Source organism: Actinomadura meyerae (genome assembly GCF_900188445.1).
GTDB classification, from domain to species: domain Bacteria; phylum Actinomycetota; class Actinomycetes; order Streptosporangiales; family Streptosporangiaceae; genus Spirillospora; species Spirillospora meyerae.
Genome location: NZ_FZOR01000018.1, coordinates 48,468 through 74,721 on the forward strand (window position 1 = coordinate 48,468; position 26,254 = coordinate 74,721).

23 protein-coding genes are annotated in these 26,254 nt (G+C 73.2%); 7 read left to right on the plus strand and 16 right to left on the minus strand.

The genetic code is table 11. The annotated features are described in order from the left end of the window. Positions 1 to 65 precede the first annotated feature (65 nt). The gene (locus CHF16_RS19455) at positions 66 to 815 is read right to left on the minus strand and encodes a ribonuclease HII (RefSeq protein ID WP_089327578.1); all 750 of its coding nucleotides are present in this window, start codon (positions 813 to 815) and stop codon (positions 66 to 68) included. An 87-nt stretch (positions 816 to 902) separates the two neighbouring features. After that, positions 903 to 1,811 carry a haloalkane dehalogenase gene (locus CHF16_RS19460; RefSeq protein ID WP_089327498.1) on the minus strand — a complete coding sequence of 303 codons (909 nt, stop codon included), beginning with the start codon at positions 1,809 to 1,811 and terminating at the stop codon, positions 903 to 905. Between the two features lie 152 nt (positions 1,812 to 1,963). Here CHF16_RS19460 and CHF16_RS19465 point away from each other — a divergent pair, with 152 nt between their 5' ends. The 3 genes from CHF16_RS19465 to CHF16_RS19475 are packed head-to-tail and all read left to right on the plus strand — an operon-like array spanning position 1,964 to position 6,405. Beyond that, positions 1,964 to 4,522, plus strand: a complete 2,559-nt coding sequence (locus tag CHF16_RS19465) for an AAA family ATPase (protein ID WP_089327499.1) — start codon at positions 1,964 to 1,966, stop codon at positions 4,520 to 4,522. Between the two features lie 44 nt (positions 4,523 to 4,566). After that, on the plus strand, positions 4,567 to 5,652 hold the full coding sequence (locus tag CHF16_RS19470) for a winged helix DNA-binding domain-containing protein (protein ID WP_089327500.1): 1,086 nt from the start codon (positions 4,567 to 4,569) through the stop codon (positions 5,650 to 5,652). A 48-nt stretch (positions 5,653 to 5,700) separates the two neighbouring features. Then, entirely contained in the window at positions 5,701 to 6,405 is a 705-nt protein-coding gene (locus tag CHF16_RS19475; protein ID WP_089327579.1) for a histidine phosphatase family protein, read from the plus strand. A 30-nt stretch (positions 6,406 to 6,435) separates the two neighbouring features. Here the strand turns inward: CHF16_RS19475 and CHF16_RS19480 are convergent, their stop codons facing one another. The 10 genes from CHF16_RS19480 to CHF16_RS19525 form a co-directional block, all read right to left on the minus strand. Continuing rightward, the gene (locus CHF16_RS19480; protein WP_089327501.1) at positions 6,436 to 7,284 is read right to left on the minus strand and encodes a 5-oxoprolinase subunit C family protein; all 849 of its coding nucleotides are present in this window, start codon (positions 7,282 to 7,284) and stop codon (positions 6,436 to 6,438) included. A 32-nt stretch (positions 7,285 to 7,316) separates the two neighbouring features. After that, a complete protein-coding gene (pxpB, locus tag CHF16_RS19485) occupies positions 7,317 to 7,931 on the minus strand; it encodes a 5-oxoprolinase subunit PxpB (RefSeq protein ID WP_089327502.1) in 615 nt (204 codons plus the stop codon). Further along, positions 7,928 to 8,680, minus strand: a complete 753-nt coding sequence (locus CHF16_RS19490) for a LamB/YcsF family protein (RefSeq protein WP_089327503.1) — start codon at positions 8,678 to 8,680, stop codon at positions 7,928 to 7,930. The genes pxpB and CHF16_RS19490 overlap by 4 nt, the downstream gene beginning before the upstream one ends. 56 nt (positions 8,681 to 8,736) lie before the next feature. Then, positions 8,737 to 9,105, minus strand: a complete 369-nt coding sequence (locus CHF16_RS19495) for a hypothetical protein (RefSeq protein WP_089327504.1) — start codon at positions 9,103 to 9,105, stop codon at positions 8,737 to 8,739. Next, positions 9,102 to 11,111: an SseB family protein gene (locus CHF16_RS19500; RefSeq protein ID WP_089327505.1), complete on the minus strand. Its 2,010-nt coding sequence runs from the start codon at positions 11,109 to 11,111 to the stop codon at positions 9,102 to 9,104. Before CHF16_RS19500 ends, CHF16_RS19495 begins: the two co-directional genes overlap by 4 nt. Before the next feature lie 63 nt (positions 11,112 to 11,174). Next, positions 11,175 to 13,205 carry a TY-Chap domain-containing protein gene (locus CHF16_RS41885; protein WP_281259373.1) on the minus strand — a complete coding sequence of 677 codons (2,031 nt, stop codon included), beginning with the start codon at positions 13,203 to 13,205 and terminating at the stop codon, positions 11,175 to 11,177. 109 nt (positions 13,206 to 13,314) lie between these two features. Next, entirely contained in the window at positions 13,315 to 14,850 is a 1,536-nt protein-coding gene (locus tag CHF16_RS19510) for a hypothetical protein (RefSeq protein ID WP_089327580.1), read from the minus strand. 245 nt (positions 14,851 to 15,095) lie between these two features. After that, positions 15,096 to 15,341, minus strand: a complete 246-nt coding sequence (locus CHF16_RS19515; RefSeq protein WP_089327506.1) for a hypothetical protein — start codon at positions 15,339 to 15,341, stop codon at positions 15,096 to 15,098. Between the two features lie 186 nt (positions 15,342 to 15,527). Further along, the gene (locus CHF16_RS19520; protein ID WP_089327507.1) at positions 15,528 to 16,250 is read right to left on the minus strand and encodes a cytochrome b/b6 domain-containing protein; all 723 of its coding nucleotides are present in this window, start codon (positions 16,248 to 16,250) and stop codon (positions 15,528 to 15,530) included. A 1-nt stretch (position 16,251) separates the two neighbouring features. Continuing rightward, positions 16,252 to 16,956, minus strand: a complete 705-nt coding sequence (locus CHF16_RS19525) for a molybdopterin-dependent oxidoreductase (protein ID WP_218826736.1) — start codon at positions 16,954 to 16,956, stop codon at positions 16,252 to 16,254. Between the two features lie 106 nt (positions 16,957 to 17,062). On the opposite strand from CHF16_RS19525, the gene CHF16_RS19530 reads away from it, so the two are divergent. The 3 genes from CHF16_RS19530 to CHF16_RS19540 all read left to right on the plus strand — a co-directional run bounded on the left by CHF16_RS19530 (position 17,063) and on the right by CHF16_RS19540 (position 22,107). Further along, complete coding sequence (locus CHF16_RS19530; RefSeq protein ID WP_089327508.1) at positions 17,063 to 17,644, plus strand: HhH-GPD-type base excision DNA repair protein; 582 nt, start codon at positions 17,063 to 17,065, stop codon at positions 17,642 to 17,644. Between the two features lie 411 nt (positions 17,645 to 18,055). Next, positions 18,056 to 20,203, plus strand: a complete 2,148-nt coding sequence (locus CHF16_RS19535) for a SpoIIE family protein phosphatase (RefSeq protein WP_425427499.1) — start codon at positions 18,056 to 18,058, stop codon at positions 20,201 to 20,203. Positions 20,204 to 20,454: 251 nt separating this feature from the next. Continuing rightward, entirely contained in the window at positions 20,455 to 22,107 is a 1,653-nt protein-coding gene (locus tag CHF16_RS19540; protein WP_089327510.1) for an RNA polymerase sigma factor, read from the plus strand. Between the two features lie 116 nt (positions 22,108 to 22,223). On the opposite strand, the gene CHF16_RS19545 is transcribed toward CHF16_RS19540, so the two are convergent. After that, the gene (locus CHF16_RS19545) at positions 22,224 to 22,967 is read right to left on the minus strand and encodes a YaaA family protein (RefSeq protein WP_089327511.1); all 744 of its coding nucleotides are present in this window, start codon (positions 22,965 to 22,967) and stop codon (positions 22,224 to 22,226) included. Positions 22,968 to 22,990: 23 nt separating this feature from the next. Here CHF16_RS19545 and CHF16_RS19550 point away from each other — a divergent pair, with 23 nt between their 5' ends. Then, the gene (locus CHF16_RS19550) at positions 22,991 to 23,725 is read left to right on the plus strand and encodes a GNAT family N-acetyltransferase (protein WP_089327512.1); all 735 of its coding nucleotides are present in this window, start codon (positions 22,991 to 22,993) and stop codon (positions 23,723 to 23,725) included. Between the two features lie 182 nt (positions 23,726 to 23,907). Here CHF16_RS19550 and CHF16_RS19555 read toward each other — a convergent pair whose 3' ends face one another. The 3 genes from CHF16_RS19555 to CHF16_RS19565 all read right to left on the minus strand — a co-directional run bounded on the left by CHF16_RS19555 (position 23,908) and on the right by CHF16_RS19565 (position 26,230). Further along, entirely contained in the window at positions 23,908 to 24,138 is a 231-nt protein-coding gene (locus CHF16_RS19555) for a DUF7455 domain-containing protein (protein ID WP_089327513.1), read from the minus strand. A gap of 119 nt (positions 24,139 to 24,257) precedes the next feature. Then, positions 24,258 to 25,331 (minus strand): ABC transporter permease, encoded by a 1,074-nt coding sequence (locus CHF16_RS19560; RefSeq protein WP_218826737.1) that lies wholly within the window; start codon positions 25,329 to 25,331, stop codon positions 24,258 to 24,260. Next, entirely contained in the window at positions 25,328 to 26,230 is a 903-nt protein-coding gene (locus CHF16_RS19565; protein ID WP_089327514.1) for an ABC transporter ATP-binding protein, read from the minus strand. The genes CHF16_RS19560 and CHF16_RS19565 overlap by 4 nt, the downstream gene beginning before the upstream one ends. Between the last annotated feature and the right edge of the window lie 24 nt (positions 26,231 to 26,254).

Below are 26,254 nucleotides of genomic sequence, written 5' to 3' on the forward strand. Positions count from 1 at the left end.
TACCTCCCGTGGATGGCGCTTACCCGGCCGGGCGGGGATGACTCCTGGGCGGTGCCCGGCCAGGGTCACAGGAGGCTGAGCTGGCCTTCCCCCGCGAGCGGGTCGCGGTGCTTCTTCAGATGCCGCCAGCGCGGGAGGTCGTCCAGGTACGACCAGGACATCCGGTGGTGCGGCGTGGGGCCGTGCTCTTCCAGCGCCTTCTGGTGGACGGGTGACGGGTATCCCGCACTGTCGGCGAACCCGTAGCCGGGGAACTCGCCGTCCAGCTCCGCCATCAGCCGGTCGCGGTGGACCTTCGCCAGGACGGACGCCGCCGCGACCGTCACCGACCTCTGGTCGGCCTTCACCTCGCACCGGACGCGCCAGGATCGGCCCAGGAAGTCGTGCTTGCCGTCGAGGAGGACGACGTCGGGCCGGACGGGCAGCGACTCCAGCGCGCGGACGGCGGCGCGCCGCAGCGCCTCGGTCATGCCGACCTCGTCGATCTCCTCGGGAGGCGCCGCACCGATCGCGTGCCCCGCGAGCCAGCCCGGCAGCAGTCCGGCGAACGCCTCGCGGTGCGCCTCGGTGAGCAGTTTGGAGTCCGTCAGCGCGATGGTCTTCTTGCCGCGTCCGGGCACGACCGGCGGCGGGCTGAGGTCGGTGACGGCGGCGCACACCACGACGGGGCCCGCCCAGGCGCCGCGCCCGACCTCGTCCACTCCGGCGATGATGAGGGGCGCGCCCTTGGCGGACGGTGCGGCCAGCAGCTCGCCCTCGATCTCGTAGCCTGCCACGCGCGGGACCGCGTGCGGCCCGGCAGGGGTGTGGTCCATGCCGGGGAGGGCAGCGGTCGGGTCGGTCGTGGTGGGGTCGGTCGTGGTGGGGTCGGTCGTGGTGGTCGGGTCGGGCAAGGAGGCTCCTCAGGAACGCATGAACGCCGCGATCGCGTGGCCGAGCCGTTCCCCGTCGTCCTCCTGGAGGAAGTGGCCCGCGCCGTCGATCGTAGGGTGCTCGACGCCCTGCGCGCCCGGAACCAGCTGCTTGAACAGCGGCGCCATCGCCCCGGTGATGGGGTCCTTGTCGCTGAAGGCCACCAGGAACGGCTTCTCCCACGCGCGCAGGACGTCCCACGCGTCGCGGTTGGGCTGCGCCTCCGGATCGTCGGGCTCGGCGGGGACGAGCGCCGGCATGGCGCGCGGCCCCGCCTTGTACGACTCGTCCGGGAACGGCGCGTCGTAGGCGGCGCGCACGTCGTCGGCCAGTGCGGTGCGGCATCCGGCGGCGATGTTGCGGGCGATGTCGAACTCGGGCGCGGTGCGGACGGACTGGCGGAACCTCAGCCACGTCTCCGGCATCGGGAAGTCGCCCGTGGGCAGCCCGGTGTTGGCGACGACGACACGGGAGAAGCGGTCCTGGTGGGCGGTCACCAGGCGCAGGCCGATGAGGCCGCCCCAGTCCTGCCCGACGAGGGTCACGTCGTGGAGGCCGAGGGCGTCGAAGACCAGCGCGCGCGTCCACTCGATGTGGCGGGCGTAGGTGTGGTCGGTGATCTCGGCGGGCTTGTCGGAGCGGCCGAAGCCGACGAGGTCGGGCACGACCACGCGCAGCCCCGCGTCCGCCAAGACCCGCATGACGCGGCGGTAGAGGAACGACCAGCTCGGTTCACCGTGCAGGCACAGCACCACGGGACCGTCGGGCGGGCCCGCCTCGACGTAGGCCATCCGCAGAGTTCCGTCACCGTCCTGGGCCGGGACGTCCGCGTAGCGGGGTTCGTAAGGGAAGTCCGGGAGTTGCTCGAAGCGTTCGTCTGGCGTGCGCAGGATCCGCATGCGCCTCATCATGGCAGCGCCGCCGCGGCCCGTTCTGCGGAAGGTACGCCCGCGCAGTCTGCGGTAGGCACGCCCAGGCGGGCGGCGCGCGAGCCAAGGTTCCTCGCGGGGGGAGTCCCGTTCCGGGCGGTCCTGCGCTTTACTCGCTCTTGATGGCTTTGTTCGGCAGGTCTCGCTCCCGCCCGGCGAAGGACGCCGCGGCGCGGGATCTTTTCGAGCGCCTGCGGGTGCGCTATTTCCAGATCACCCCCGGGCTGCGGTTCCTGGGCGGGCTGCTGCTGATGGCGCTGGTGCTGGCGGGGACGGTCCTGCTGGAGGGGCCCGTCCTGGGCGTGGCGGTGGGCACGGTCGTCCTGCTCGTCGTCGTCCACCTGACGCTGCGCTCGCCCACGGGCATGGCGGTCATCGCGGTCATCGCGTCCTGGCTCGCACTGCTGGTGCCCTTGGGCAGGCTTTACCCGGACGGCAGGCATCCGTCCTATCTGAGCCCCACGCTGCTTCTGGCAGTGCTCGCGGTGCCCGTGGCAGTGGTCGCGTTCCGCTTGCGCGGGTACACCCCGTGGCGCACGACGCTCGTCACGCTGGCCGCCGCGGGAGCGGCGACGGCGGCGCTCGCCCAGCCGCTGCCGGAGGCGAGCGCGGCGCCCGGCTGGGCCGCCGCCCTGGCCGTCCTCGCCTACCGCTGGGACCGGGCCCGCCGCACGGTGCCCGCCGAGGCGTACGAGACCGGCTGGGTCCAGGAACAGGCGAGCCCGAAGGGGGACGCCGTGCCGCCCGCCCCGCGCAAGAACCCGTCCGGCACGGACAAGCCCGACAAGAAGGAGCGGCCGAGCAGGCCCGACTGGCGGGCTCCCGCGGACGAGCCCGCCGCGGCCCCGCAGACCGCCGCACAGGCGGCGGCGCAGGCGGCCGGGGCGGCGGTGTCCCCGGAGCGGCAGGCGCCGCCGCCGGAGCGCCGCGTGGACGCCGCGCCGGACATCTCCGTCGCCGAGGCGCTCGCCGAGCTGGAGAACATGATCGGGCTGGAGCCGGTCAAGCGGCAGGTGCGCTCCATCGCCGCGTCCATCGAGGCGGCGCACATGCGGGCCGCCGCCGGCGTCCCGACCGAGAAGCCCATGCGGCACTTCGTCTTCGTCGGCCCGCCGGGCACGGGCAAGACCACCGTCGCGCGCGTCCTCGCCAAGATCTTCTACGCGTTCGGGCTGCTGCCGGAGCCCGCCCTCGTCGAGGCCCAGCGCGCCGACCTCGTGGGCGAGTTCCTCGGCGCCACGGCGCTCAAGACCAACCGGCTCGTCGACTCCGCCCTGGGCGGCGTCCTGTTCATCGACGAGGCGTACGGCCTGGTCAACTCCGCCGAGGGGCAGCCCGACCGGTTCGGCGACGAGGCCGTCCAGACGCTCCTCAAGCGGGCCGAGGACGACCGCGACAACCTCGTCATCATCCTCGCCGGCTACGACGCGCAGATGGCCGAGTTCCTCGACTCCAATCCCGGCCTGGCGTCGCGCTTCGGCACGCGCGTGCACTTCCCGTCCTACCGGCCGTCCGAGCTGCTCCGGATCGCCGACTACCACACCGGGCTCCGCGAGGACCGGCTCGACCCGGAGGCCCGGCGGCGGCTCGCCGCGCGCTTCGAGGAGGTCGAGCGGCGCGGCATCGTCGACGAACTGGGCAACGGACGGTTCGTCCGGTCGCTGACGGAGGCGGCGGCGCGCGCGCGGGACGTCCGCGTCGTGGACGCCGCGTCCGCGTCCGGCGAGCCCGCCAAGCCCAGCGCCGACGACCTCGTCACCCTGCGCGCGGAGGACGTCGAGACCGCGTTCGCCGAGGTCACCGAGCGGTACCGCGGTTACGCCGAGACCCCGACGCTGGACGAGGCGCTCGGCTCGCTCGACGCGATGATCGGCCTCGAACCGGTCAAGCGGCAGGTCCGGGAGATCGCCGCCCAGCTCCAGGTGGCCCGGATGCGGCAGGAGCAGGGGCTCGTCACGCGGCCGCCGACCCGCCACTTCGTCTTCACCGGCCCGCCCGGGACCGGCAAGACGACCGTCGCGCGCGTGCTGGGCCGCATCTTCGCCGCCGCCGGGCTCCTCGCCCGCCCCGAGGTGGTCGAGGCCCAGCGCGCCGACCTCGTCGGCGAGCACCTCGGCGCGACGGCCCTCAAGACGAACAAGGTCGTCGATTCGGCGCTCGGCGGCGTCCTGTTCGTGGACGAGGCGTACGCGCTGAGCAACCCGGGCTACGGCGGCGGCGACGCGTTCGGCGCGGAGGCGGTCCAGACCCTGCTCAAGCGCGCCGAGGACGACCGCGACCGGCTCGTCGTCGTCCTCGCGGGCTACAGCGCCGACATGGACCGGTTCCTGGCGTCCAACCCGGGGCTCGCCTCACGGTTCGACGTGCGCGTGGAGTTCCCCTCCTACGGCCCGGACGAGCTGCTGCGCATCGCGCAGCTCATCGCCGAGCAGGGCGGCGACCGGTGGGACGACGGCGCGCTCGACGACCTCGCCCTCGTGTTCCAGCGCGTCTGCGGGACGGGACGGATCGACGAGTTCGGCAACGGGCGCTTCGCCCGCTCCATCTACGAGAAGGCGTGCGCGTGCCGGGCGCTGCGGGCGGCCGAACTCGGTGACCGCGCCACCGCCGACGACCTCACGCTGCTCACCCCGGCCGACGTGCGCAACGCGTTCGCCGACCTCGCCCACCGCCTGGCCTGAGGCAGGCGAACGGTACTGTCCGCGGTCTGCGGTGTAATCAGGCCATGACAGCGGTGACGTGGGCGCAGGTTCTCGCCTGGCGGATGCGGCGGCAGTACATCGAGCCCCTGGGTGAGGCGTCGGCGGTGGAGGTCGCGCGTCGCCTTGCGGGCGTCCAGGCGCAGGTGGCATCGGCCGCGGAACTCGCGGTCGCGGTGCGGCAGCGGAGCCCTGAACGCGGAGCGGTGGCCAAGGCGCTCCTGGACGAGCGGACCCTCGTCAAGACGTGGGCCATGCGCGGCACCCTGCATCTCCTCCCCGCCGATGTGGCCCCGGCCTACCTCGCGTTGTGCTCCACCGCCCGTCCCTGGGAGAAGCCCAGTTGGCAGAAGACCTTCGGTGCCTCGCCCGCCGACCTGGAGGCGCTCGCCGAGGCGGCCACCGCCGCGCTGGCCGGCGGTGAGGTGCTGACACGGGAGGAACTCACCCAAGCCGTCATCGAGGAGACCGGCTCCCGGCATCTCGCGGAGGTACTGGGGTCGAGTTGGGGCGTCCTGCTCAAGCCGCTGGCATGGTGGGGTGTGCTGTGCCACGGCCCGGCGCAGGGTACGCGCGTCACGTTCACGGCACCGGAGCGATGGCTGCCCGGTTGGACGGGCCTGCCGCCGCTGGACGAGGCGGCGCGGACCGTCGTCCACGCGTTCCTCACCGCGCACGGCCCCGCGACCCCCGACATGTTCGACAACTGGCTGATGCGCAAGACGAGCCGTAAGAAGGACGTCAAAAGCTGGTTCGCGATGGCGGAGGACGGCCTGTCCACAGTGGAGGTGGACGGCGTCCAGATGTTCGTTCTGGCCGAGCATCGCGATGAACTCCTCGCCACCGAGCCCACCGCGTCGGTCCGGCTACTGGGTGCGTTCGACCCGTACGTCCTGGGGGCGGGGACAGGGGCGATCTATCTCCTACCGGCGGAGCATCGCAGCAAGGTCAGCCGCACGGGCGGCTGGATCTCTCCGGTGGTCCTCCACGAGGGGCGTGTGGCGGGCGTATGGGAGATGCAGGACGGGGACGTGGCCGTGACCGCGTTCGAGGACGTCCCGCAGAGGCCGCTCAAGGAGGAGATCGGCCGCGTGGGTTCCCTGGTCCGCTGAGAGGGCCGGGCGCACGGGGCACCGCGGCGATCGTCTAGGGTGCCGTTCGTGGACGAGCGGGACGAGCGGGACGAGCCGGTCGAGTACCGGCAGACGCGGTACAAGGCACCGGAAGGCGCGACCGAGATTCTTCTGGTCAGGCACGGCGCGTCGGCGCCCTCGCGCGCCGACCGGCCGTTCCCGCTCGTGGACGGCCACGCCGACCCCGAACTGGCCCCGGAAGGGCGGGAGCAGGCCGAGCGCGTCGGCGAACGCCTCGCCGGCGAGAAGCTCGACGCCATCTACGTGACGTCCCTGCGCCGCACGGCGGAGACCGCGGCGCCGCTCGCACGCCGCCTCGGCCTGGAGCCGCGCGTGGAGGCGGGCCTGCGCGAGGTCCACCTCGGGGAGTGGGAGGGCGGCCTGTACCGCCGGAAGGTCGCCGAGAACGACCCGGTGGCGCAGCGCATGTTCGCCGAGGAGCGCTGGGACGTCATCCCGGGCGCCGAGCCCGCCGCCGACTTCGCCGCCCGCGTCGAGGAGAGCCTCACCCGGCTCGCGGCGGCGCACGCCGGGGGCCGGATCGCGGTCTTCACCCACGGCGGCGTGATCGCGCAGGCGCTCGCCGCCGCGACCGGCGCCCGCCCCTTCGCGTTCCTCGCCCCCGACAACGCGTCCATCTCGCTGCTGGTGCGCCTCGGCGACCTGGCGTCCATCCGCGGCTTCAACGACGTCGCCCACCTGGACTGGTCCGCACCGGCTCCGCTGACCTGACGCGCCCTGCCGACCTGACCCCGGCGGGGGCTAGCGGCGGAAGCGGACCTGCTGGCCGGGACGGAGCTGAGCGGCGTCGGGGACGGCGTCCGAGACGAGCACCGCGATCACCGGGTAGCCGCCGGTGGGCGGATGGTCGGCCAGGAAGATGATGGGCAGCCCGCTGGGCGGCACCTGGACCGACCCCGTCACCATGCCCTCGCTGCCCAGTTCGCCGTCGCGCGCGCGGACGAGGGGAGGCCCCTCCAACCGGACCCCTACACGGTTGCTGTCCGGCGACACCGTGTAGGGCGTGGACGTGAGCGTGGCCAGCGCGTCACCGGTGAACCAGTCGTCGCGCGGGCCAGGGAGTATCCGGAGCACGGGCGTGTCCGGCATGGCCGGTGCGGGAGCGATGTCCACGGCGATGTCGGCGAACCCCTCGGCGGACCCGACCGGCAGGCTGTCGCCGGGCGTCAACGGGGGCGGGCCCAGGCCGGACAGGAGGTCGGTCGAGCGGCTCCCCAGCACCCGATCGACCGAGATACCGCCCCGCACGGCGAGATAGCTGCGGAGCCCGGACGACGGTGGGCCGACCTCCACCGTTCCACCGTCCGGTATGAAGCACGGTGCGTTGGCCCCATGGGCCCGGCCGTCGATCGTCACGGGCGCAGGGGCGCCCGTGAGCGCGATCCAGGCGCACCCGTGGAAGCGCAGCACCGCGCCGCCGAAGGTGAGTTCGACGCCCGCCGCCCCCTCGGGATTGCCGACGAGCCGGTTCGCGAGCCGCAGCGCGCGCTCGTCGGCTGCCCCCGACCGCGGGACGCCCAGATGCGCGCGGCCGGGCCGGCCGAGATCCTGCACGGTCGCCAGCGGACCGGGCCGCACGACCTCGATCACGGGCGCTCCTCGTCCACGGGCGCGCTCCTCGTTCACGGGCGCTCCTCGGGGACGAAGCGGACACGGGTCCCCGGCCGGAGCAGCGACGGCGGGTCGCGCGTGACGTCCCACAGCCGCAGCCCGGTGCGCCCGAGCAGCCGCCACCCGCCCGGCGACCGGGACGGGTAGACCGCCGCGTACGGGCCGGCGATCGCCACCGACCCGGCCGGGACCGCCGTGCGCGGCGACTCCCGGCGCGCCACGTGCAGCGCCGGGTCGAGACCGGTCAGGTAGCCGAAGCCGGGGGAGAAGCCGAGGTAGGCGACCGTGTAGGCGGCCCCGGCGTGCCGCCGGACCACCTCCTCCCGTGACAGCCCGGTGAGTCGGGCGACCTCGTCGAGGTCCTCGCCGTCGTAGACCACGGGGATCTCCACCGGGGCGGCGCCGCCCTCCACGTCGCCGGGCAGCGGTAACCGCGGGATGCGCGCGGCGAGGCCGTCGAGGTCGGCCGGCGGTTCGGCGACCACGAGGACGGTCTGCTCGCCGGGCACCACGTCCACGACGCCCGGCGGCGGGTCGTCCCGGAGGGCGGCGTTGAGCCGGTGCGCGGTGGCCAGGTCGCCGGTCTCCACGAGCAGGGCCGCGTCACCCGCCCGCAGGACCCTCACGCGAACGGCTCCAGCGCGACGCCCGCGCCGGACAGCGCCGACCGGACGGACCGTGCGAGGGACACCGCGCCCGGTGTGTCGCCGTGCACGCAGATGGAACGGGCCTTGAGGGAGACCTCACTGCCGTCGGCCGCGACGACCGTCCCGTCCACGGCCATCCTGACCGCGCGCCGCACGACGGCCTCCTGGTCATGCACGACGGCACCCGGCTCACGGCGCGACACCAGCCCGCCGGACGGCGTGTAGGCGCGGTCCGCGAAGCACTCCGCGACCACGGTCAGCCCATCGGCGACCTCATGCACCGCGGAGCCGGGGAGGGTCAGCAGAGGGAGCGATGGGTTGTACGCCCGGACGGCCTCTGCCACAGCCCCCGCCTGCACGGGGTCGCGGCTGACGCGGTTGTAGAGCGCGCCATGCGGCTTCACGTACGCCACACGCCCGCCTTCCGCGCGCGCGATGCCGTCCAGCGCGGCGATCTGGTACAGCACCTCGGCGGTCAGCTCGGGCGCGGCCACGTCCATCTCGCGGCGCCCGAAACCGGGCAGGTCCCGGTACGACACCTGCGCGCCGATCGTCACCCCGCGCGCCACGGCGGCGGCGCACACCCGCCGCATGATGAGCGGATCGCCGGCATGGAACCCGCACGCCACGTTCGCGCTGGTGATCACGTCCAGCAGCGCCAGGTCGTCGCCCAGCTCCCAGATGCCGAAGCCCTCGCCGAGGTCGGCGTTGATGTCGATGACCGCCATGCCCAAAGACCTACCACCGATCCCGCGTCACCGTCCGCGCGCACCCGCCCCAGGGCTCAGACGGTCTCCTCGTGCAGGTCCTCGACCTCGTGCCTGGACGCCCACGCCTGGTACACGCCGCGGTCGAACAGCTCCAGCCCGAGGCCCTCCGCCACGGGGGCCTTACCGCCGCAGTACTCCACCCTGAGCCAGCCGTCGTGCTCGCCCAGCACCACGAAGGGCTCCCCGCGCCACGTGCAGTGCGTGGTCACGTACTGCAGGCGCTCGACGTCCGCCAGCGGCACCACCTTGACGAACCGGTCCGCCGAGATCTGATGGAAGCCGTCCGCGCGCCCCGCGGCGTACAGCCGCACCTGCTCGCCGTCGGGACTGGCCTCGTACTCGCCGCCGCGCCAGCCCGCGTAGTACCCGTGCCGGATGCTCATCCCCGTCCTCCCGGCAGCTGCACCAGCCACCTGCGCAGGTCGGCGTCGAACCGCGCGACCAGCGTCTCGGCGCCGCGCGCGTCCAGCCGGTACAGCCCGGCGCCGTGCGGGAGCCGCTGGCTCTCGATCTTGAACTCCGGGATGGCCGGGCCCTCGCCCGGCGCGTACCCCGAACCGGGGAACGGCGCCCGCTCGATCACCCAGCCGCCCGGGATGATGCCCATGCTCCACTCGTCGATCCCGCCGAGCGGGCGGCGGAACAGCGCCGGCTTCACCGCGGGCCACCGGATCATGAAGACCTGCTCGTCCGCGTGCGTGAAGGGCGACCCCTCGTAGACGAGCCCGAGCGCCCGGATCATCGCGGCGGGGGACCGGATCTCCCGCACGTCCTGCAGGCGGTGGACGTAACCGGCGACAAGGTCGTAGCCGCCCTCCAGGTAGTGCTGCACATGCTCGGGCCGCACCACCTTCTGCATCACCACCACCTCGGACGGCGCGTCGCCGGGTACGTCCTCGACGCCCTGGCCCGCAATGGGGGGCTCCGTCCGCCGGGGGACGGGCTCCCGCTGAGGGACGGGCTCCCGCGCGGGGGCGGGCTCCTGCCGGGTGACGGGTGCCTCACGGCGCCGCTCGCCCTGCCCGTAGAGCGGCGCGACCGGGAGGCCGTGCGGGTCGCTCGGTGTTTCGCGCGCGGGCGACACCGGCGGTTTCGGTGGAGCGGGCGGACGTGCGGTGGGCGGGGCGGCCTCGGGACGCGGGCGCCGCACGGGCGTCGGAGGACGCGGGGCCGGGGGCGCGGGCGGGGCGGGCGGCGGTGGCGGGGCCGCTGCCGAGGCTGCCGCCGGGGCCGGTGCGGCGGGGGCGGACGGCCGGACCGTGCGGACGGGGGGGCGCGGCGCGCCGGCTCCGCCGGGCGGGGCTGTGGGCGCCTCTGGCGGCGCGGCGGCCGCGGCGGGTGCCTGCGGACCGCTCCGCGCCGGTTCGGGGCGCAGCGGCGGCTTGGCGGCCTGCGGTCGCGGAGCCCGGATGTCGGGGCGCGTGCCGGTGCGGGTGTCGGCGCGGGGCGCCGCGGCGTCGCGGGAGCGACGGCGGGATGGGCCCGCGACGTGGACGTCCGTGGGCGCCGGCGGCGTCGGCGCGGCGGGCCTGCGCGGCTCCTCCGGTTCGAGCAGCGCCTTCGCGTCCAGGTAGGAGGCACTGGGCAGGCCGGGGTTCACGGCGAGCTGCCACTCGGGGTGCGGCCAGCGGCGGGCCAGCTCCGCCAGCGTCGCCTCGCGGTGGTGGACGGCCTGGCCCTGGAGAGAGCGGTCCATGGCGCCGGGCGAGGTGAACGCCAGCACGAACGTGCCGTCCCCGAACTGGGCCGTGGCGAACTGGTGCTCGGCCGTTCCAGGATCACCCGGCGCCGGCAGGTAGAGGGTCGCGCGCGCGAGGAGCTCCAGGTACCCGTGCTGGTCGCCGCGTTCCCGGGCGTCGGTGAGGGCGTCCTCCAGGGCGGAACCGGACGGCCGCGCGCCACGGGAGGCGGACGCGGCCCGCCGGGCCTCGTCCTCGGGGACGGCCAGGGGGATGCCGAGGCCCGGCAGCGCCAGCGGCCCGCCGTCCGGCCCGGCCTTGCTCGCCTGGTAGACCAGCTCGAGCGGGGACTCGATGCCGTACACGTCGCGGAAGGAGCCCACCATCTGCCCGGCCAGGAGCGCGCACGCCTCCAGGTGCTCGGCCGAGGCGCGGCCGCCGCGGTCGCGCCAGGTGTACCGGTCCCACCAGTTCTTGCGCTCCTCGCCGTCGGGCGGCTCCCAGCCGAGCGCGCTGAGCCGCCGCTCCTGCCGCGGGGCCAGCGGGCGGGGCAGGAACGCGCTGCCGACGGACTCCGCGTCCAGCACGCCCTCGGAGCGCATCGCCTGCACGTAGGGCAGCCCGCTCGGCCCCTGCACGATGAGGAACGACTTGACCGGCAGCCGTGAAAGCTCCAGCGTCAGCCGTTTGGCGAAGTCGTTCCAGTCCACTCGGGATCCACTTTCACGTCCGCGGGGCGAGGATGCCGTACTTGACGGTAGCCGAACGGTGCGTCACTCGGCCCAGGGTGCCGGAACGGCGTCGGCCCTCACCTGAGTCCAGACGCCGCCTACGGCGTCGTACACCGCGAGCGGGGTCTCGTCGCCGTCCTCGGACGCCCGCCACAGCCGTGTGCCGTGGGGCAGCCGCATGGGGGCGCCCGCGGGCCGCTTCTCGGGGACGGGCGGCACGTCCGGCACCGGATTCGCGGGCCGCTCGGGCACGGGCCGGGGGACCGGCGGCGCGTCGCCGCGCGGCTGCTCCCGCGGATGCTGCTCCGCGGGCGGCACCTCGGTGGGCCGCAGCGCCGTGGCCGGTGCCTCGGCGGGCCGCTGCGTCGCGGCGGGCGGCTGCGTCGCGGCGGGCGGCTGCGTCGCGGCGGGCGGCTGCGTCGCGGCGGGCGGCTGCGTCGCGGCGGGCGGCTGCTCGGCGGGCCTCGGCGTCGCAGGCGGCTGTGCCGGGGGTGCCTGCGACGCGGGTGGCTGCGTCGCGGGCGGCTGCGCCGGGGGCGGCTGCGTCGCGGGCGGCCGCGGCTCCGGTGTGCGGTCGTCGGAGCGTCCGTCCACCGGCTTCTCGGCCGGCCTGCCGGCCGGATCGGCGGACGGGCCGTCGGCCGCGGTCTCGGACGGCCTGTCCGCCGGCCTGTCCGCCGGCTTGTCCGTCGGTGCGCCGAGCGGAGGCGCGGCGGCCGCCGCCGGTTCGCGCGGTTCGGGCTCGGCCGTGCCCGCCGCGAGCGCCGCCCGCAGGTCGTCCACCGAGTACGGGTCGATGGCCGTGTGCGAGTCGTCGTAGGAGTCACCCGGGTCGTCCGCGCCGGGCAGGCTCGGGACGGAACCGTTCAAGCCGGGAACGGAACCGTTCACCCCGGGCGCCGCACCGTTCAGACCCGGCACGGCACCGTTCGGACCGGGGGCCGCCCCGTTCAGCCCTGGAACCGCCCCGTTCAGATTCGGTGCCGAGCCGCCGGCGACGGGGTTCGGCCCGGAGAGCGCGGTGGGATCGACCCTGCCGTACGGATTCGACGACTCCTCCGGAACCGCGGCGGGGGGCGCCTCCGGGCCGCCGCCCAGCCGCACGAGGGCGGACGAGTCGAGCAGCACCTCGCTGGGCAGCCCCCAGTTGATCGCCACGCGCCAGGCGGGGTCCGGCCAGGCGGCGGCCAGCCGCGCGAAGGTGGTGCGCCGGTACAGCCCGGGATGGCGGTCGCCGGTGCGCGCGAGCGCGCCCGGAGAGGTGAACACGATGACGTGGGTGTCGCCGCCGATGGTGATGGTGGGGAACTCGGCGCGGTCGGGATCCTCCACGGCGGAGGCGGTCGCCGGGAGCACGAGGTCGGCGCTCTCCAGCAGCCGGAAGTAGGTGGTGTTGTCCCCGTTCGCCTTGGCCTCGGCCAGGCGCGGCTCCAGCAGGTCGGCCTCCGCGCCCGGTACCCCGTCCGTCGGCAGCGGCAGCGGCGTGCCCGCCGGAGGAAGACCGGCCGGCTGCGCGCCCATCGCGGGCAGGGCACCGCCCACCTCGGGCAGGGCACCGCCCACCTCGGGCAGCGCACCGCCGGACGCGGCGCGCCGCTTGTTCACCCTGGACGGGTCGGCGACGTCGATGCCGAACCCGACGAGTTCGATGAGGCCCGTCCCGTGCCGGTGGAACGACTCGTACACGAGGTCGGACGGGCGCCGGACGCCCTGGACGTCGCGCAGGGCGGTGACCATCACGTCGGCCAGCCGCGCGTAGTCGCCGTCCGTCACGCCCAGCATCCCGCCGGGGGCGCCTGCCTCGGGCAGCTCCGTCCACCAGTTGCGCGGCGCGGGGTCGGCGGGCGGGCGCCAGCCCGCGTCGCTCATGACCTCCTCGTCGGCCAGGGTGAGCAGCAGCGGGCCGTCCAGGAAGTTGTTGCTCACGGCCTCGGCGTAGAGCCGGTCGGGCTCGCGCATGGCCTGGACGTAGTGACGGCTCTCCTCCCGCTCGCGCACGATGAGGATCGTGTCGCGCTCGAGCCCCGCCAGCTCACGTCCCAGCCGCCGGGCGAACTCGGACCACTCCAACAAGATCACTCCCTACGACCGGGGGCCGGGCCCTCGGGCCCCGGAGACCCCGGCGAGACCATGCCCGGGTCCCGATGATTGTCGCCGGGGACGCCGCGCGCAAACCGGGAGTTCACCCGGGCGGGGGTTCGTGACCAAGCACACGCAGCGCGTCGCGGAGCGCGTCCGGGGCGTGCCCGTGGCGGTCGAGGACGTCCATGAGCCGGTGCAGGATCTCGTGCCGCTCGTACCCGGCGTCCAGCAGCGCCTGGGCGGTCGTCCACAGCTGCGGGGGCCGGCCGTCCCACAGCCGCTCGGCGAGGCGCTCGTGCGCCTCGACGTGGGCCTCGTCCGCGCCGGGATGCTCGAACTCCAGGATGGCGCGGCGGTCCTCCGGGTCGGCCGGGTCGAGTTTCGACAGGTTGATGTACCCGTGCCGGCCCGACCGCCGGTGGGTGCCCGACAGGAACGGCATGGCGAACGCGCGGCGCGGCAGCGCCTCGAGGTCGCCGTCGGGCAGCAGCCGGTCGACGAGGTCGCGGTCGAGGCCGAAGGCGGACGGGTCGCGGTAGGCGTCGGCGAACTTCGCGGTGGCGTCCCACAGGGCGTCCAGGGTGGCCCTGATGCCCTCCTCGGGGAGGCCCGTGCGCCGCCCGGCCCACCGGACCCAGGCGGCCAGGACGTGAGGGACAGCCTCTTGTTCCGCCGGGGAGAGCAGAACCTTTCTCGGCAGCCAGTCGAGCAGGAACATCTCGCACTTGACCGGCGAGACCCGCAGCGGGCGGCCGAAGTCGTGGGTGCAGCCGTAGTCGATGATCCGGTCCACGCACCGGCTCGCCGCCGAGCGGTCCGACAGCTCCTCGGCCTCGTCCGAGGCGAGGAACCGGGCCGCGATCGTGGCGCGCCTGTCCCGCCCGTACACCGGCGGCTGGGGCAGCCGCCCGCCGAGCGGCAGGATGCCCACGCGCGCGCGGACGAACGCGTGGTAGGTGGCGAAGGTGTCGCTCACGGGCGGGTCGTCGAGGTCGTCGGTGAGTTCCAGTGCGCTCCGCAGCAGCGCCGCGGTGTCGCGCAGGTCGAGTTCCTCGAACTGCATCAGCGGGTTGTCGCGGCCGTCGCGGCGGCACCGGTCGAGGAGCGCGTCGACCCGGGAGGAGACCCAGGCGTCCCTGACCATGCCGGCGGCCGCCGGTGCCGCGGGGGCGGGGTGGGCGAACGGGTCGCCGGACGGGCGGACGGCCGCGGCCTTGGTGCGGTCGACCACGATGACCAGGGCGTGCCGTTCGGTGCCGCCGTAGGTGTAGGTGCAGATGACGGAGTCCTGGTCGCCGTAGACGTCGCGGGAGACGAAGCACCCCTCCGGCTCCACCCTCCCCACGCGGTCGGCCCAGCCGGGCCGCGTGACACCGGCCGCCATCAGCTCCCGGGCCGCGCGCTCGGCCTTGGCCGCCTGCCGGGGCGTGCCCATGTGGGCCATCCCGGTCAGCAGCGCCAGCGCGGCGGGGGTGGCGGCGGCACCGGCGTAGTCGACCAGCGCCTCGCCGATGAGCTCCTCGACGTCGCCGTCGGGCAGCCGGTGCCCCCACCAGGAACCGAGGATCTCGCTGACGATCAGTTCCGCGTCCAGGGGGCTGCGCACGGCGAGGAGCTCGCGCGCGTGCTGCAGCATGCCGTCGAAGATGGCCGAGACCTCGTCCGGGGGGATGTGGCCGTCCCGGGCCGGGTCCTCGGAGGGGCGGTTGCGGCTACGGGGACTCACCCCCCTAGCCTCTCAAATCGCGCGTACACGATGGCCCGGACACGGCCGAATACCGGACGGGATCCGCGCCCGGCCCCGTGCCGTCTCTCCCCCCCCGCGCCGTCTCTCCCCCCCGGGCCGTCTCCCCCGGGCCGCTCAGCCGTCCGCCGGACTGCTCAGCCGTCGGCCCCGCCCGAGGCCCGCCCGGACGGCGGCTCCGACTTCAGGACGCCGGTGAGATGCTCGCGCGCCATCCGCTCCACCCTGTCGGGCGTGGCGTCCAGGCCCAGGTGGTCCATGCATGCCCGGACGTCGTCCACGCACCGCCGGACCGCGTCCGAGGGGAAGGTGGTGAACTCGTCGCACAGGCGCCGTGCGAGCGCTTCGCGGGTCTCGATTTGGTGATCGGTCAGTGCAGGCATCTTGCGCACACCTCCGCGCACGGGGTTCCGGCAGGCGGGGACGCCGCCGGCCGAGGCGAAGCGCGGCACGGACCGGCCCCGGCGGGGGGATTCCGTGGAAACCCCGCCTCGATGTCCCATTCCAGCGCTTTCACGGGAAGAGTCAAGACATGCGGGGGGTGGCGTTCGGCAAATTCTGGACGGCTCTCAGGAGCCCTCCCGGTGCCGCCCGTCCGCTCCGGCGCCCTGCCTCCCGTCCGATGCCCGGTCGGTCTGGTGGCGTGCCGCCCATCCGGCGTGGTGGCGTGCCGCCCAGCCGCGGTCGACCCGCCCGGTCAGCATCCCGGTGAGCGCGTCGCGGTCCCGCAGCGCCTCCCACAGGTGCCCGGCCGTGACCAGGACGACGACGAGGAAGAGCCAGTCGTGGACGAACGTGGCGCCCGTCCGCCACCGGTCGCCCCACGGGTCCGGGAACGTCATGATCTCGCCGGTGCCGAGCATGACGAGGATCGCGCCCGCGGTGAACGCCGCGTTGAGCTTCTGCCCGGCGTTGAACTTGCCCACCGGCAGGATCCCCCGCCCGCCCCGCACGGCCCTCCGGTCGCCGCGCCTGAGCCATTCCCAGTCGTGCGGAGCGAATCTGTTCAGCCGCCCGAGGTCGGCCCTGAACGCACGGGACAGCAGACCCAGCACGATCGGCACCGGCAACGCGAACCCGCACCACACGTGGACGGTCTTGACCATCTCCCTGCGGCCCACCAGCGTCGACAGCATCGGCAGGTAGAGCAGCGCGGCCGTCACCAGGCAGGCGAGCATCAGGAGCGCGGTCGCGTGGTGGATCGACCGCTCCGCCCGCGTGAACCGCAGCAGCCAACGCGACGCCCCCGCGTCCCGGGCCCCCTCGTCCGCGCGCGTGTCAGGTCGGGGCATGTCAGGTAGGGGCATCATTACGCCCGTTCGACCGTCCGACCCAGGCGTCCACGTCGTAACCGAGGTTCTCCCAGTAGCCGGGCTTGACCTTGTCGGTCAGTTCGATGCCGCTGAGCCACTTCAGCGACTTGTAGCCGTACATGGGCGCCACATAGAGGCGCGTCGGGCCGCCGTGATCGTGGGTCACCGGCTTGCCGTCCATCTGGGTCGCCACCAGGACGTCCCTGCGGCGCGCCTGTTCCAGCGTCAGTGACTCGGTGTACACGCCGTCGAACGATGTGAACCGGACGGCGCGGGCCTGTGGCGACACACCGACCACGTCCAGCAGGTCGGGCAGGGCGACGCCCACCCAGTGCACGTCCGGCACCCGCCATCCCGTCACGCACTGGAAGTCGCGGTCAAGGACGGTCTGGGGGAGCCGCGCCAGATCGGCCATCCGGAACGCCTGCGGCTTGGCGACGAGACCACTAACGGTCACGCGATGGGTCGCCGCGCTGTGCCGCTTCACACCGCTCGTGACGGAGTAGTAGCGGAAACCGCCCGCAGCCGGGAGAACGTCCCCGATGGGACCGACCGGCGCCAGCGTCCGGCTCACCTTGTCCTGGACGGATGCCCCCACGGCGACCCCCGCCGCGCCGAGGCCGAGCATCCCCAGCACGACACGCCGCCCGACCGGGCTGCCCTGTGTCCGCTCCTGCTCGCTCACCACTTCATTCGAGCACCGTCCGGTCGCACCTGCCAGGGGTGGGCCGGACCCGTAAGACTTCTGACAGATCTCAGGGCGGCCCCAAGCCGCGCCCTAAGCTGGAGGCATGGCCACGAAGGTTCAACTCGCACAGCGTCCGGAAGCCGACGAGCTGCTCGGACGCAGCCCGCTGGCGGCGCTGGTGGGCATGCTGCTCGACCAGCAGATCCCGATGGAGTGGGCCTTCTCCGGCCCTTACACCATCGCGCAGCGCCTCGGCTCCGACGACCTCGACGCGCACGAGATCGCCGCCTACGACCCGGAGCGGTTCGCCGCGCTGCTGTCGGAGAAGCCCGCCGTGCACCGCTACCCCGGCTCGATGGCCAAGCGCGTCCAGCAGCTGTGCCAGTACCTCGTGGACAACTACGACGGGGACGCCGAGAACGTGTGGAAGGGCGTCGACAGCGGCAAGGAGCTGTTCAAGCGCCTCAACGGCCTGCCGGGGTTCGGCAAGCAGAAGGCGCAGATCTTCCTGGCGCTGCTGGGCAAGCAGTACGGCGTCCGGCCGGAGGGCTGGCGCGAGGCCGCCGGCGCCTACGGCGAGGAGGGCTCGCACCGCTCCGTCGCCGACATCACCGGCCCGGGGTCGCTGGCCCAGGTGAGGGCCTTCAAGCAGGAGCAGAAGGCCGCCGCCAAGGCCGCCAAGTAGCCGCTGAGCAGCCGCGCAGTGGTGGCGCAGTGAGGGCGCGGAGCCGGAGACACACCCGGACTGGGGAAGTTGACGCGCGGTGACGCCGGAGGGCCGTAACATCTCCTACTCGCCGTCCGTCCGGGCCGCCTCGCGCGTCCCGCGCGGCGGTGTCCGAATCCGATGTGTTCGTCCGGGACCGAAGGGACAACGATGTTCAGCAGGGGTTCCGTACACGCCGAACCATCGGGATGATGAGTACCTGACTCCGACCGGTGTTGTGATGGAGGCGGGAGCGCTAGCCTGCTCCCATTCACTCATAGTGATGAAAACTTGCCGCGCGGTACGGGACCCTCTGGGGCGGAGGTGTTGTCCATGAGCACCGAGACGTCCGTTCCGCATCCCCGCGTCTCAGGGGTGGAGGGCAGGCCCATGGATGCGTCCGACGCCGCGCTGTACGCGACCTTGCTGAAGGAAGGCCCGGGCGGCCTGGCGTTCTTCGACCCCGACCTGCGCTGCCGCAAGGCCAACGACGCCTTGGGCGCGCTGCTCGGCGTGCCCGTGCAGGAGCTCCTGCGGCAGCGGCCGTCCGAGGTGCTGCCCGAGGCGCTCGCCGCGGCGTTCGAGACGGCGCTGCGGAAGGTGATCGACGAGGACCGCCCGGTCAGCGACCTGGACCTCGTGGTCCCGGCCGGCGAGGCGCCCGGCGGCTCCGCGCCCGGCCCGGCGGCCGCCCCGGAAGCGGGTGGCGCGCCGGATGCCGCGCCCGGTGCGGCGCCGGTCGCCGGGCAGGGCGTCGCCACGGCCGTCGAGGAGCGCATCCTGGCCTGCACGTGGCTGCCCGCCAGGGACGCCGAGGGCGCGCGGACGGGCGTCGTCCTCACCGCCCTGGACGTCACCGAGCGCCGCCGGGCCGAAGAGGTCATCCGCCGCAAGGAGCAGCGCTACCGCTCGCTCGTGGAGGCCAGCGCCCAGGTGGTGTGGGTCGCCGCCCCGGAGGGCGGCGTCATCGACGACGCGCCCGAGTGGCGCGCGATCACCGGGCAGACGCCGGACGACTACGCCGTCGGCGGCTGGCTGGCCGTCGTCCACCCCGAGGACCGCCCCCGCATCGAGTCCGTGTGGCGGGAGTGCGTCGAGGAGAACCGGGTCTTCGAGACCAACTACCGCATCCGCACCAAGAGCGGTACGTACCGGCACTTCGACGTCCGCGCCGTGCCGATCTGGCAGGGCGACACGGTCATCGAGTGGGTCGGCGCCAACACCGACGTGACCGGCCAGCGCGAGGCCGAGGAGATGCGCGGCAGGCTGACCGAGCAGCTGTCGGCGGCCGCGCTGCGCACCGCGCGCCTGCAGCAGGCCACCTCGATGCTGGCCGAGGCCCTGACCGTCTCCCAGGTCGTCCAGGTCATCACCGAGGTCGGACGGTCCGCCATAGGCGCCGACTACTCGGCCGTTGCGCTGCTGGACGACGACAAGCTGCGCCTCAGCATCGTGGCGCCGTCCCAGCCGGGTTCGGAGGGCGAGACCGGCTCCCCGTCCCGCGACGACATCAAGGTCAGCGACCAGACCGTGATGTCGGTGGCGGTGCGCGAGAGCCGGCCGTTCCTGGCCGAGCACCCCGACAGCCTGCGCCTGCAGCTCGGCCACGGCGAGCGCGACCTGTTCGCCCAGCACACCGGCGAGCGCGCCTGGGTGGGTCTGCCGCTGCTGGCCGCGGGCGCCCCGATCGGCGCGCTCCGCTTCTCCTTCACCCGGCCCAGGGAGATCACCGAGGAGGAGCGGGTCTTCCTGGAGGCCCTCGCCGGGCAGTGCGCCCTCGCCGTCGAGCGGGCCCTGCTGTTCGAGCGCGAGCACCGCACCGCCGAGGAGCTCCAGCGCAGCCTCCTGCCGAGCGACCTCCCGCAGCTGCCGAGCATGGTGCTGGCGGCCCGCTACAACCCCGCCACCCGCCACGTCCAGGTCGGCGGCGACTGGTACGACGTGTTCCGGCTGCCCGACCGCCGGCTCGCCGTCGCCGTCGGCGACGTCATGGGCAAGGGCGTGCTCGCCGCGGCCGGAATGGGACGCGTCCGCAACGCCCTGCGCGCGCTCGCGCTGAACGACCCGCGCCCCGCCGCGGTCCTGGCCGGCCTCGACCGGCTGTTCAGCGCCACCGAGGACGAGGAGCAGTTCACCACGGTCGCCTACGTGGTCATCGACCCCGAGACCGGGCAGGGCGAGTTCAGCAACGCGGGCCACCCGCCGCCCCTGCTGATCTCCCAGGACTCGCCCGCGCGCGTCAGCTCGCTGGAGCCCGGCACGCCGCTCGGCTGGCCCAGCCAGCGGCAGCAGACAAGTTTTTCCATCGAGACCGGCAACACTGTGGTCTTCTATTCCGATGGACTTGTGGAGAACCGTAGGCGTGGGGTGGACGCCGGGCTGGACGAGCTTGTCGCCGTGGCCGCGGACGCCCCACCTGAAGTGGTAGGAGATCCCGAAAGACTCGTCGACTTCCTGGTCGATCGGATGCTTGCCGGATACGAGCAGGTGGACGATGTGACCGTGCTCGCCCTGCACGTCCCGCCCGAGCCCGCGTGAAACCGCCTGAGACCGCGTCCCGACGGAGCAGCACGTTCGAAGGACCGTCCCGCGCCCTCTAAGGTGGAGTGTTACCGGGTAGGACTTCAGGGCGGAATGCGCAGCAGTGCCAGAATGCTTGACCCAGACAGAGCGGGTACGCTGCGGTCCCGCACCGGTGGTCCGCTCCGTGTGTGGTCCCACCCAGTGTGAGGCCGGGCCCGTCAGGGCACTTGGGTCAACCAAGCCACACGTTCGTTCGAGAGGTATTTGTGTCGCCTGCTAGCTCGACCTCGAAAGCGTCGGATCTGCACGATCACGTCATCGCGCAACTGATCGAGCGTGGACGGTCCCAGGGTTACCTCGAAGCCGACGACGTACGCCGTACGTTCGAGGAGGCCGACATCCCCGTGTCGAAGGCCTCCAGCATTCTGCGGAGCCTCAGCAAGGAGGGTGTGACCGTCATGGTGAGCGCTGCCGACTCAGCGGCGCCCAAGCGCCCGCGCAAGCGCGCGGCGCAGGCGGCGCGCAAGCCCAGGACCGCCGCCGCCGCGAAGGAGCAGCCCGACACGGTGACCGCCGTCGTCGGCGACGACGCTCCGGAGGAGGCCGCCGCCGAGCCGCGCCCGGCCGCCAAGCCCGCGCCCAAGAAGGCCGCGCCCGCCAAGGGCGCCAAGGCCAAGAAGGCCGCGCCCGCCAAGAAGGCCGCCGCCGTGAAGGGCGCGCCCGTCAAGGCCGCACCGGCCAAGAAGGGCGAGCCGGACGTCGACGACGAGGTCGAGGTCGACCTCGACGAGGACCTCGCCGACCTCGACGTCGAGCTGGTGGAGGACGCGGCCGCCGAGGTCGAGGAGCCCGAGGCCGACGAGGAGGAGGCGCCCGCGGCGGCGCCCGCCGCCAAGGCCGTCCCCGCCGGGAAGGGCGCCGACGGCGCCGCCCCGGCCGAGGAGGAGGGCTTCACCCTCGGCGACGACGACGAGGACGCGCCCGCCCAGCAGATCGCCGCGGCCGGCGCCACCGCCGACCCGGTGAAGGACTACCTCAAGCAGATCGGCAAGGTCCCGCTGCTCAACGCCGAGCAGGAGGTGGAGCTCGCCAAGCGCATCGAGGCCGGGCTCTTCGCCGAGGAGCGCCTCGCCGTGTCCGCCTCCTCGATGTCCGAGGAGGACCTCGAGGACTTCGAGTGGATCGCCGAGGACGGCCGCCGCGCCAAGAACCACCTCCTGGAGGCCAACCTCCGCCTGGTGGTGTCGCTGGCCAAGCGCTACACGGGGCGCGGCATGCTGTTCCTGGACCTCATCCAGGAGGGCAACCTCGGCCTGATCCGCGCGGTCGAGAAGTTCGACTACACCAAGGGCTACAAGTTCTCCACGTACGCCACCTGGTGGATCCGGCAGGCGATCACCCGCGCGATGGCCGACCAGGCCCGCACCATCCGCATCCCGGTGCACATGGTCGAGGTCATCAACAAGCTGGCCCGCGTGCAGCGGCAGATGCTCCAGGACCTGGGCCGCGAGCCCACCCCGGAGGAGCTGGCCAAGGAGCTCGACATGACCCCGGAGAAGGTCGTCGAGGTCCAGAAGTACGGCCGCGAGCCCATCTCGCTGCACACCCCGCTGGGCGAGGACGGCGACAGCGAGTTCGGCGACCTCATCGAGGACTCCGAGGCGATCGTCCCGGCCGACGCGGTCAGCTTCACGCTGCTGCAGGAGCAGCTCCACTCCGTCCTCGACACGCTCAGCGAGCGCGAGGCCGGCGTGGTGTCGATGCGGTTCGGCCTCACCGACGGCCAGCCGAAGACCCTGGACGAGATCGGCAAGGTGTACGGGGTGACCCGGGAGCGCATCCGGCAGATCGAGTCCAAGACCATGTCGAAGCTGCGGCACCCGTCCCGGTCCCAGGTCCTCCGCGACTACCTGGACTGATCCGCCCGGCATCCGATCGCAGGTGAGCAGGGCCCCGCGCGCACACGCGCCGGGGCCCTGCTCCCTTCATGCCCCCTTGCGAGGGGCGTGACGGCCGTGAGGTAGGCGCCGGGGCGTCAGTCGTGCAGGACGACGTCGAGATTCGCGCCGTTCAGCTCGGCGGTGTGGCCGAGATCGGCCACGGCCTTGAGCAGCTCGCCGGGGGTGCGCGGCGCGGCGCCAGCCTCGATGAGGTCGTGGGCGATCTTCCCGCGGGTCGCCTTGGCCATGTGGCTCACGACCGTCCGCTCGGGGACGCCGCCGGTGACGCGCTCCCGGAAAACGCGGACGGCGACCGCCGGCTGCGGCGCCTTCCACGCGGCCGCGTACGGCCCGGAGCGCATGTCGACGACCAGGTCGTCCTCCAGGCGCAGCGCCTTGGTCATCGCCGGGCGCCAGAGCGTCCCCAGACGGCCCGTGGGCGGCAGGGACACCCCCATGCTGAGCCGGTAGGGCGGGACGCGGTCGGTGAGCCTCAGCGCGCCCCACAGCCCCGAGAAGACGATGATCTGCGCGGCGGCCGCGTCGGGGTCGAGGCCGGGGAGGCCGAGGTTGTCGTAGAGGACGCCGGTGTAGAGCCGCGCGGCGGGGAGCGTGGGCGCCTCCCGCAGTGCCTTGTTCCGGGCCAGCGCCTCGTCCGCCTGGCCGGCGGGCAGCCCGAGCACGTCGGCCGCGTCGCGCCGCCGGCACGCCTTGGTGAGGCCCGCGAGGACGCGCTTCCGCGTCGGAGTGAGCCCGGGGAAGCTCAGCGAGGCCAGGTCGAGGGGCGGACCGTCCCCGTCGGTAGCCTTCTTCTCCGACGGCGGCAGCAGGATGTGCACGATCCCCCCGAAAGCGGTGACAGATGGCGGAGTGGTCTCTGGAGGCCCGGCTGGGCGAACTCGTCGCCGAGGCGTGGCCGGCGCCTTCCAGCCAGGATATTGGCGGCTGGATGCTGCGCCATGCGGAAGGCGTGACCAAGCGGGCCAACTCCGTCCTGCCCTTGGCAGACCCGGGGGATGTGGGCCTGGCCGTAGAAGCGGCCGAGCGCTTCTACGGTGCGCTGGGGTTGCCGACCGTGTTCTCCATGGACGCCCAAGCGCGACCCGAGGGGCTCGACGGCTTCCTGGAGGGACGGGGCTACGAGTTGGTCGATCCGACCATCGCGATGGCCGCCGACCTGACGGCTCCTCGTGGCCGAGGCGGGGTCGAGATGGCGGAGTCGCCGTCCCGGGAGTGGCTCGACCTGTGGTGGTCGGTGGACGGCCGGTACGACCACCAGTTGCCGATGGCAGAAAAGATCCTGACCGGTGTACGCGCCGGGTACGCGTCCCTGGACGGCCTCGCCGTCGGGCGCGGCGTCCCACAGGGGGAGTGGTTCGGCGTCTACGCCATGGCCGTCGCGCCGGAGGCGCGGAGGCGGGGCTTGGGGCGCCGCGTACTACGGGCCTTGCTGGACTGGGGGCGCGCGCAGGGGTGCGAGCGGGCGTACCTGGTCGTCGTCGAGCGGAACGCGCCGGCCAGGGCGATGTATGAGGCGGAGGGGTTCGTTCCTGAGGGCGGCTATCACTATCGAGTGAAGAATGTCACTCCGGGGTGAGAACTGTGTGGATGGAGTGATCCGGGCCATACCCAGAGCCAATTCCGCTACGTTCCGCAATTGTTCAACTACTCTCCGAAGTCACGGCTTCATGGTGCCCCATGACGCGCCCGAAGGGGGAAATGCGAACGGCGGCCACCGTTGGCCGGTGACCGCCGTTCCTGGGGTTTCTATGTGGAGATCTACCGCTCCTCGGGGGACGCGGTGGCCGGGGTTTCGTTGAGCCGGTCGGTCTCGTCCTGTATGTCGGCCCCGTTTGCGCGCAGCGCTTCTGAGTACTTGCGTCCGTGGTGGGCGCAGAACAGAAGGTCGCCGCCGCCTACAAGGACTGCACGGACGTAGGCCTGGGCGCCGCAGCGGTCGCATCGGTCGGCGACGGTCAGCGGCTTGGTTGGGGCAAGGGCTCCAGTCACGGCACCTTCCTCATGCTCGGGGTCGGTACTTAGGACAACATCTAACCCGACGCTGGCGTTCCCAACCTGGTTCTTCGTACGCCCACAGCAGAATGGCCCAATTAGTGACCGAGGTCACATTAGGCGTCGTCCCACCGGAACAGGCGGACGGCGATCAGCGCGCCGGCGACCGCGACCCCCAGCAGAACGCCGATTTGGGGCAGCGCGGAGGACGGGCCCAGCCCGCGTCCCATCACGTTGAGCATCCCTTCGTTGAGATACCTCAGCGGGAAGATGTAGGACAGCGTCTTCATCCATCCCGGTGACGCGTCCAGCGGGAAGAAGGATCCGCCGAGGAACGCCATGGGGAGGACGACGAGCTGCGTCACCGCCTGGGCGGTCTCCTGCGTCTTGGCCCACGCGCCGATCAGCATCCCGATCGACAGGAAGGCCAGGACGCCCGCTATCACCATCGGGATGGCCATCCACCAGGCGCCGCTGAGCTGGAGCCCGAACATCGGTAGCTGTGCCACCAGTACGAACAGGGCGAACTGCACGAGGGCGATGGCGAGGCTGACCGCCACACGAGCGGCGAACACGGTGGGCACCGGCGCAGGGGAGAGCTGGAGCCGCCGCAAGATGCCCTTGGTCCGCCACGTCACCAGCGTCTGGGACGCTCCGAACACGCCCGCCGACGCCAGCGCCCAGCCCAGCAGGCTCGGGGTGAAGAACTGGATGGCCTTGAGAGAGTCGTCCTCCACCTGCTGCGTGGCCAGCGTGTAGGCGGGCGGTTTGCCGGTAGCCGACTGGTTGGCGGACTGGACGATCGAGTTCATCAACCCCCGCACCGTCCCCGACTTGACCTGGTCGGTGGCCGAGTAGTGCACGACCATCTGGTTGCCGCGCTGCTCGACGACGGCGTCCGCGTCGCCCTTCTCCACCTTGCGCAGCGCGTCGGCGCGGTCGGAGGTCTTGGTGACCTTCAGGACCTTGGCGAGCTCATCGGACCCGTGTGCGACGGCCGCGTCCAGGACCGGTGCCTGGCCGACCTCCAGGACCGTGACCTTGGACGTCGTCTGGCTGCCGAAGATGCCGCCGAAGATGACCAGGAACATCAGGGGGAACAGCACGGTGAAGAACAGCGCGGTCCGGTCGCGCCTGAAGCCGAGGAGCATCGCCCGGGACAGGCTCTTGAAGCTCTGGTAGGTGCTCACGCCCGGTACTCCCGTCCGGTGAGGTCCAGGAAGACGTCCTCAAGGGTGGCGCCGCGGATCTGGACGCCGTCCAGGGCGTTCTTCGCCGCCATGGCCGCGACCACGGCCGACGGGTCGCGCGTGGAGATGGTCAGGGAGACGCCGTCGTCGGCGGCCTCGTCCGCGCCGGGCAGGCGGCGGGCGTCGTCCACGTCGAGCATGCCGCTGGCCACGCTGATCCGCGCCGGGGCGTCCAGGCCGCGCACCAGCACCGCCGGCGGGCCGAGCCGAAGGATCCGGCCCGCGTCCATGATGGCGACGCGGTCGCAGAGGATCTCGGCCTCGTCCATGTAGTGCGTGGTCAGCACCACGGTGCGGCCCTCGGTGTTGATCTGGCGCAGCAGGTCCCAGAGGTTGCGGCGGGCCTGCGGGTCCAGGGCGGCGGTGGGCTCGTCCAGGAACACCAGCTCGGGGTCGTGCACGAGAGCGCAGGCGATGGACAGGCGCTGCGCCTGCCCGCCCGACAGCTTCTCCACCCGGACGTCGGCCTTGTCGGCCAGCCCCACCAGCTCCATCATCGCGTCAGCCTTCGCGGCGGGCACGCCGTAGAGGGAGCCGAACGTCTGCAACTGCTCGCGGGTGGTCAGCCGCTCGAAGAACGACGACGCCTGCAACTGGACGCCGATCCTCGGCAGCAGCTTCGGGTTGCGGGGCCACGGGGAGAGCCCCAGGACCGAGACTTCCCCCTCGTCCGCCTCGCGCAGGCCCTCGATGATCTCCAGCGTCGTCGTCTTCCCCGCGCCGTTCGGGCCGAGGATGCCGAAGAACTCGCCCTCCTCGACCGCGAAGGTCACCCCGTCCACGGCCCGGACGTCCCCGTAGCGTTTACGGAGGCCCGCGGCCTCGATCGTTTGCACCATGCAGAGGAAGGTAAGGAGTGAAAC

What these genes read in the sequence shown, in the direction of transcription:
- CHF16_RS19455 (WP_089327578.1), bottom strand. Translation starts at nt 815, where the DNA reads ATGGACCACACCCCTGCCGGGCCGCACGCGGTCCCGCGCGTGGCAGGC.
- CHF16_RS19535 (WP_425427499.1), top strand. Translation starts at nt 18,056, where the DNA reads ATGGATGCGTCCGACGCCGCGCTGTACGCGACCTTGCTGAAGGAAGGC.
- CHF16_RS19565 (WP_089327514.1), bottom strand. Translation starts at nt 26,230, where the DNA reads ATGGTGCAAACGATCGAGGCCGCGGGCCTCCGTAAACGCTACGGGGAC.
- CHF16_RS19465 (WP_089327499.1), top strand. Translation starts at nt 1,964, where the DNA reads ATGGCTTTGTTCGGCAGGTCTCGCTCCCGCCCGGCGAAGGACGCCGCG.
- CHF16_RS19470 (WP_089327500.1), top strand. Translation starts at nt 4,567, where the DNA reads ATGACAGCGGTGACGTGGGCGCAGGTTCTCGCCTGGCGGATGCGGCGG.
- CHF16_RS19490 (WP_089327503.1), bottom strand. Translation starts at nt 8,680, where the DNA reads ATGGCGGTCATCGACATCAACGCCGACCTCGGCGAGGGCTTCGGCATC.
- CHF16_RS19460 (WP_089327498.1), bottom strand. Translation starts at nt 1,811, where the DNA reads ATGCGGATCCTGCGCACGCCAGACGAACGCTTCGAGCAACTCCCGGAC.
- CHF16_RS19520 (WP_089327507.1), bottom strand. Translation starts at nt 16,250, where the DNA reads ATGCCCCGACCTGACACGCGCGCGGACGAGGGGGCCCGGGACGCGGGG.
- CHF16_RS19530 (WP_089327508.1), top strand. Translation starts at nt 17,063, where the DNA reads ATGGCCACGAAGGTTCAACTCGCACAGCGTCCGGAAGCCGACGAGCTG.
- CHF16_RS19550 (WP_089327512.1), top strand. Translation starts at nt 22,991, where the DNA reads ATGGCGGAGTGGTCTCTGGAGGCCCGGCTGGGCGAACTCGTCGCCGAG.
- CHF16_RS19495 (WP_089327504.1), bottom strand. Translation starts at nt 9,105, where the DNA reads ATGAGCATCCGGCACGGGTACTACGCGGGCTGGCGCGGCGGCGAGTAC.
- CHF16_RS19510 (WP_089327580.1), bottom strand. Translation starts at nt 14,850, where the DNA reads ATGCTGCAGCACGCGCGCGAGCTCCTCGCCGTGCGCAGCCCCCTGGAC.
- CHF16_RS19515 (WP_089327506.1), bottom strand. Translation starts at nt 15,341, where the DNA reads ATGCCTGCACTGACCGATCACCAAATCGAGACCCGCGAAGCGCTCGCA.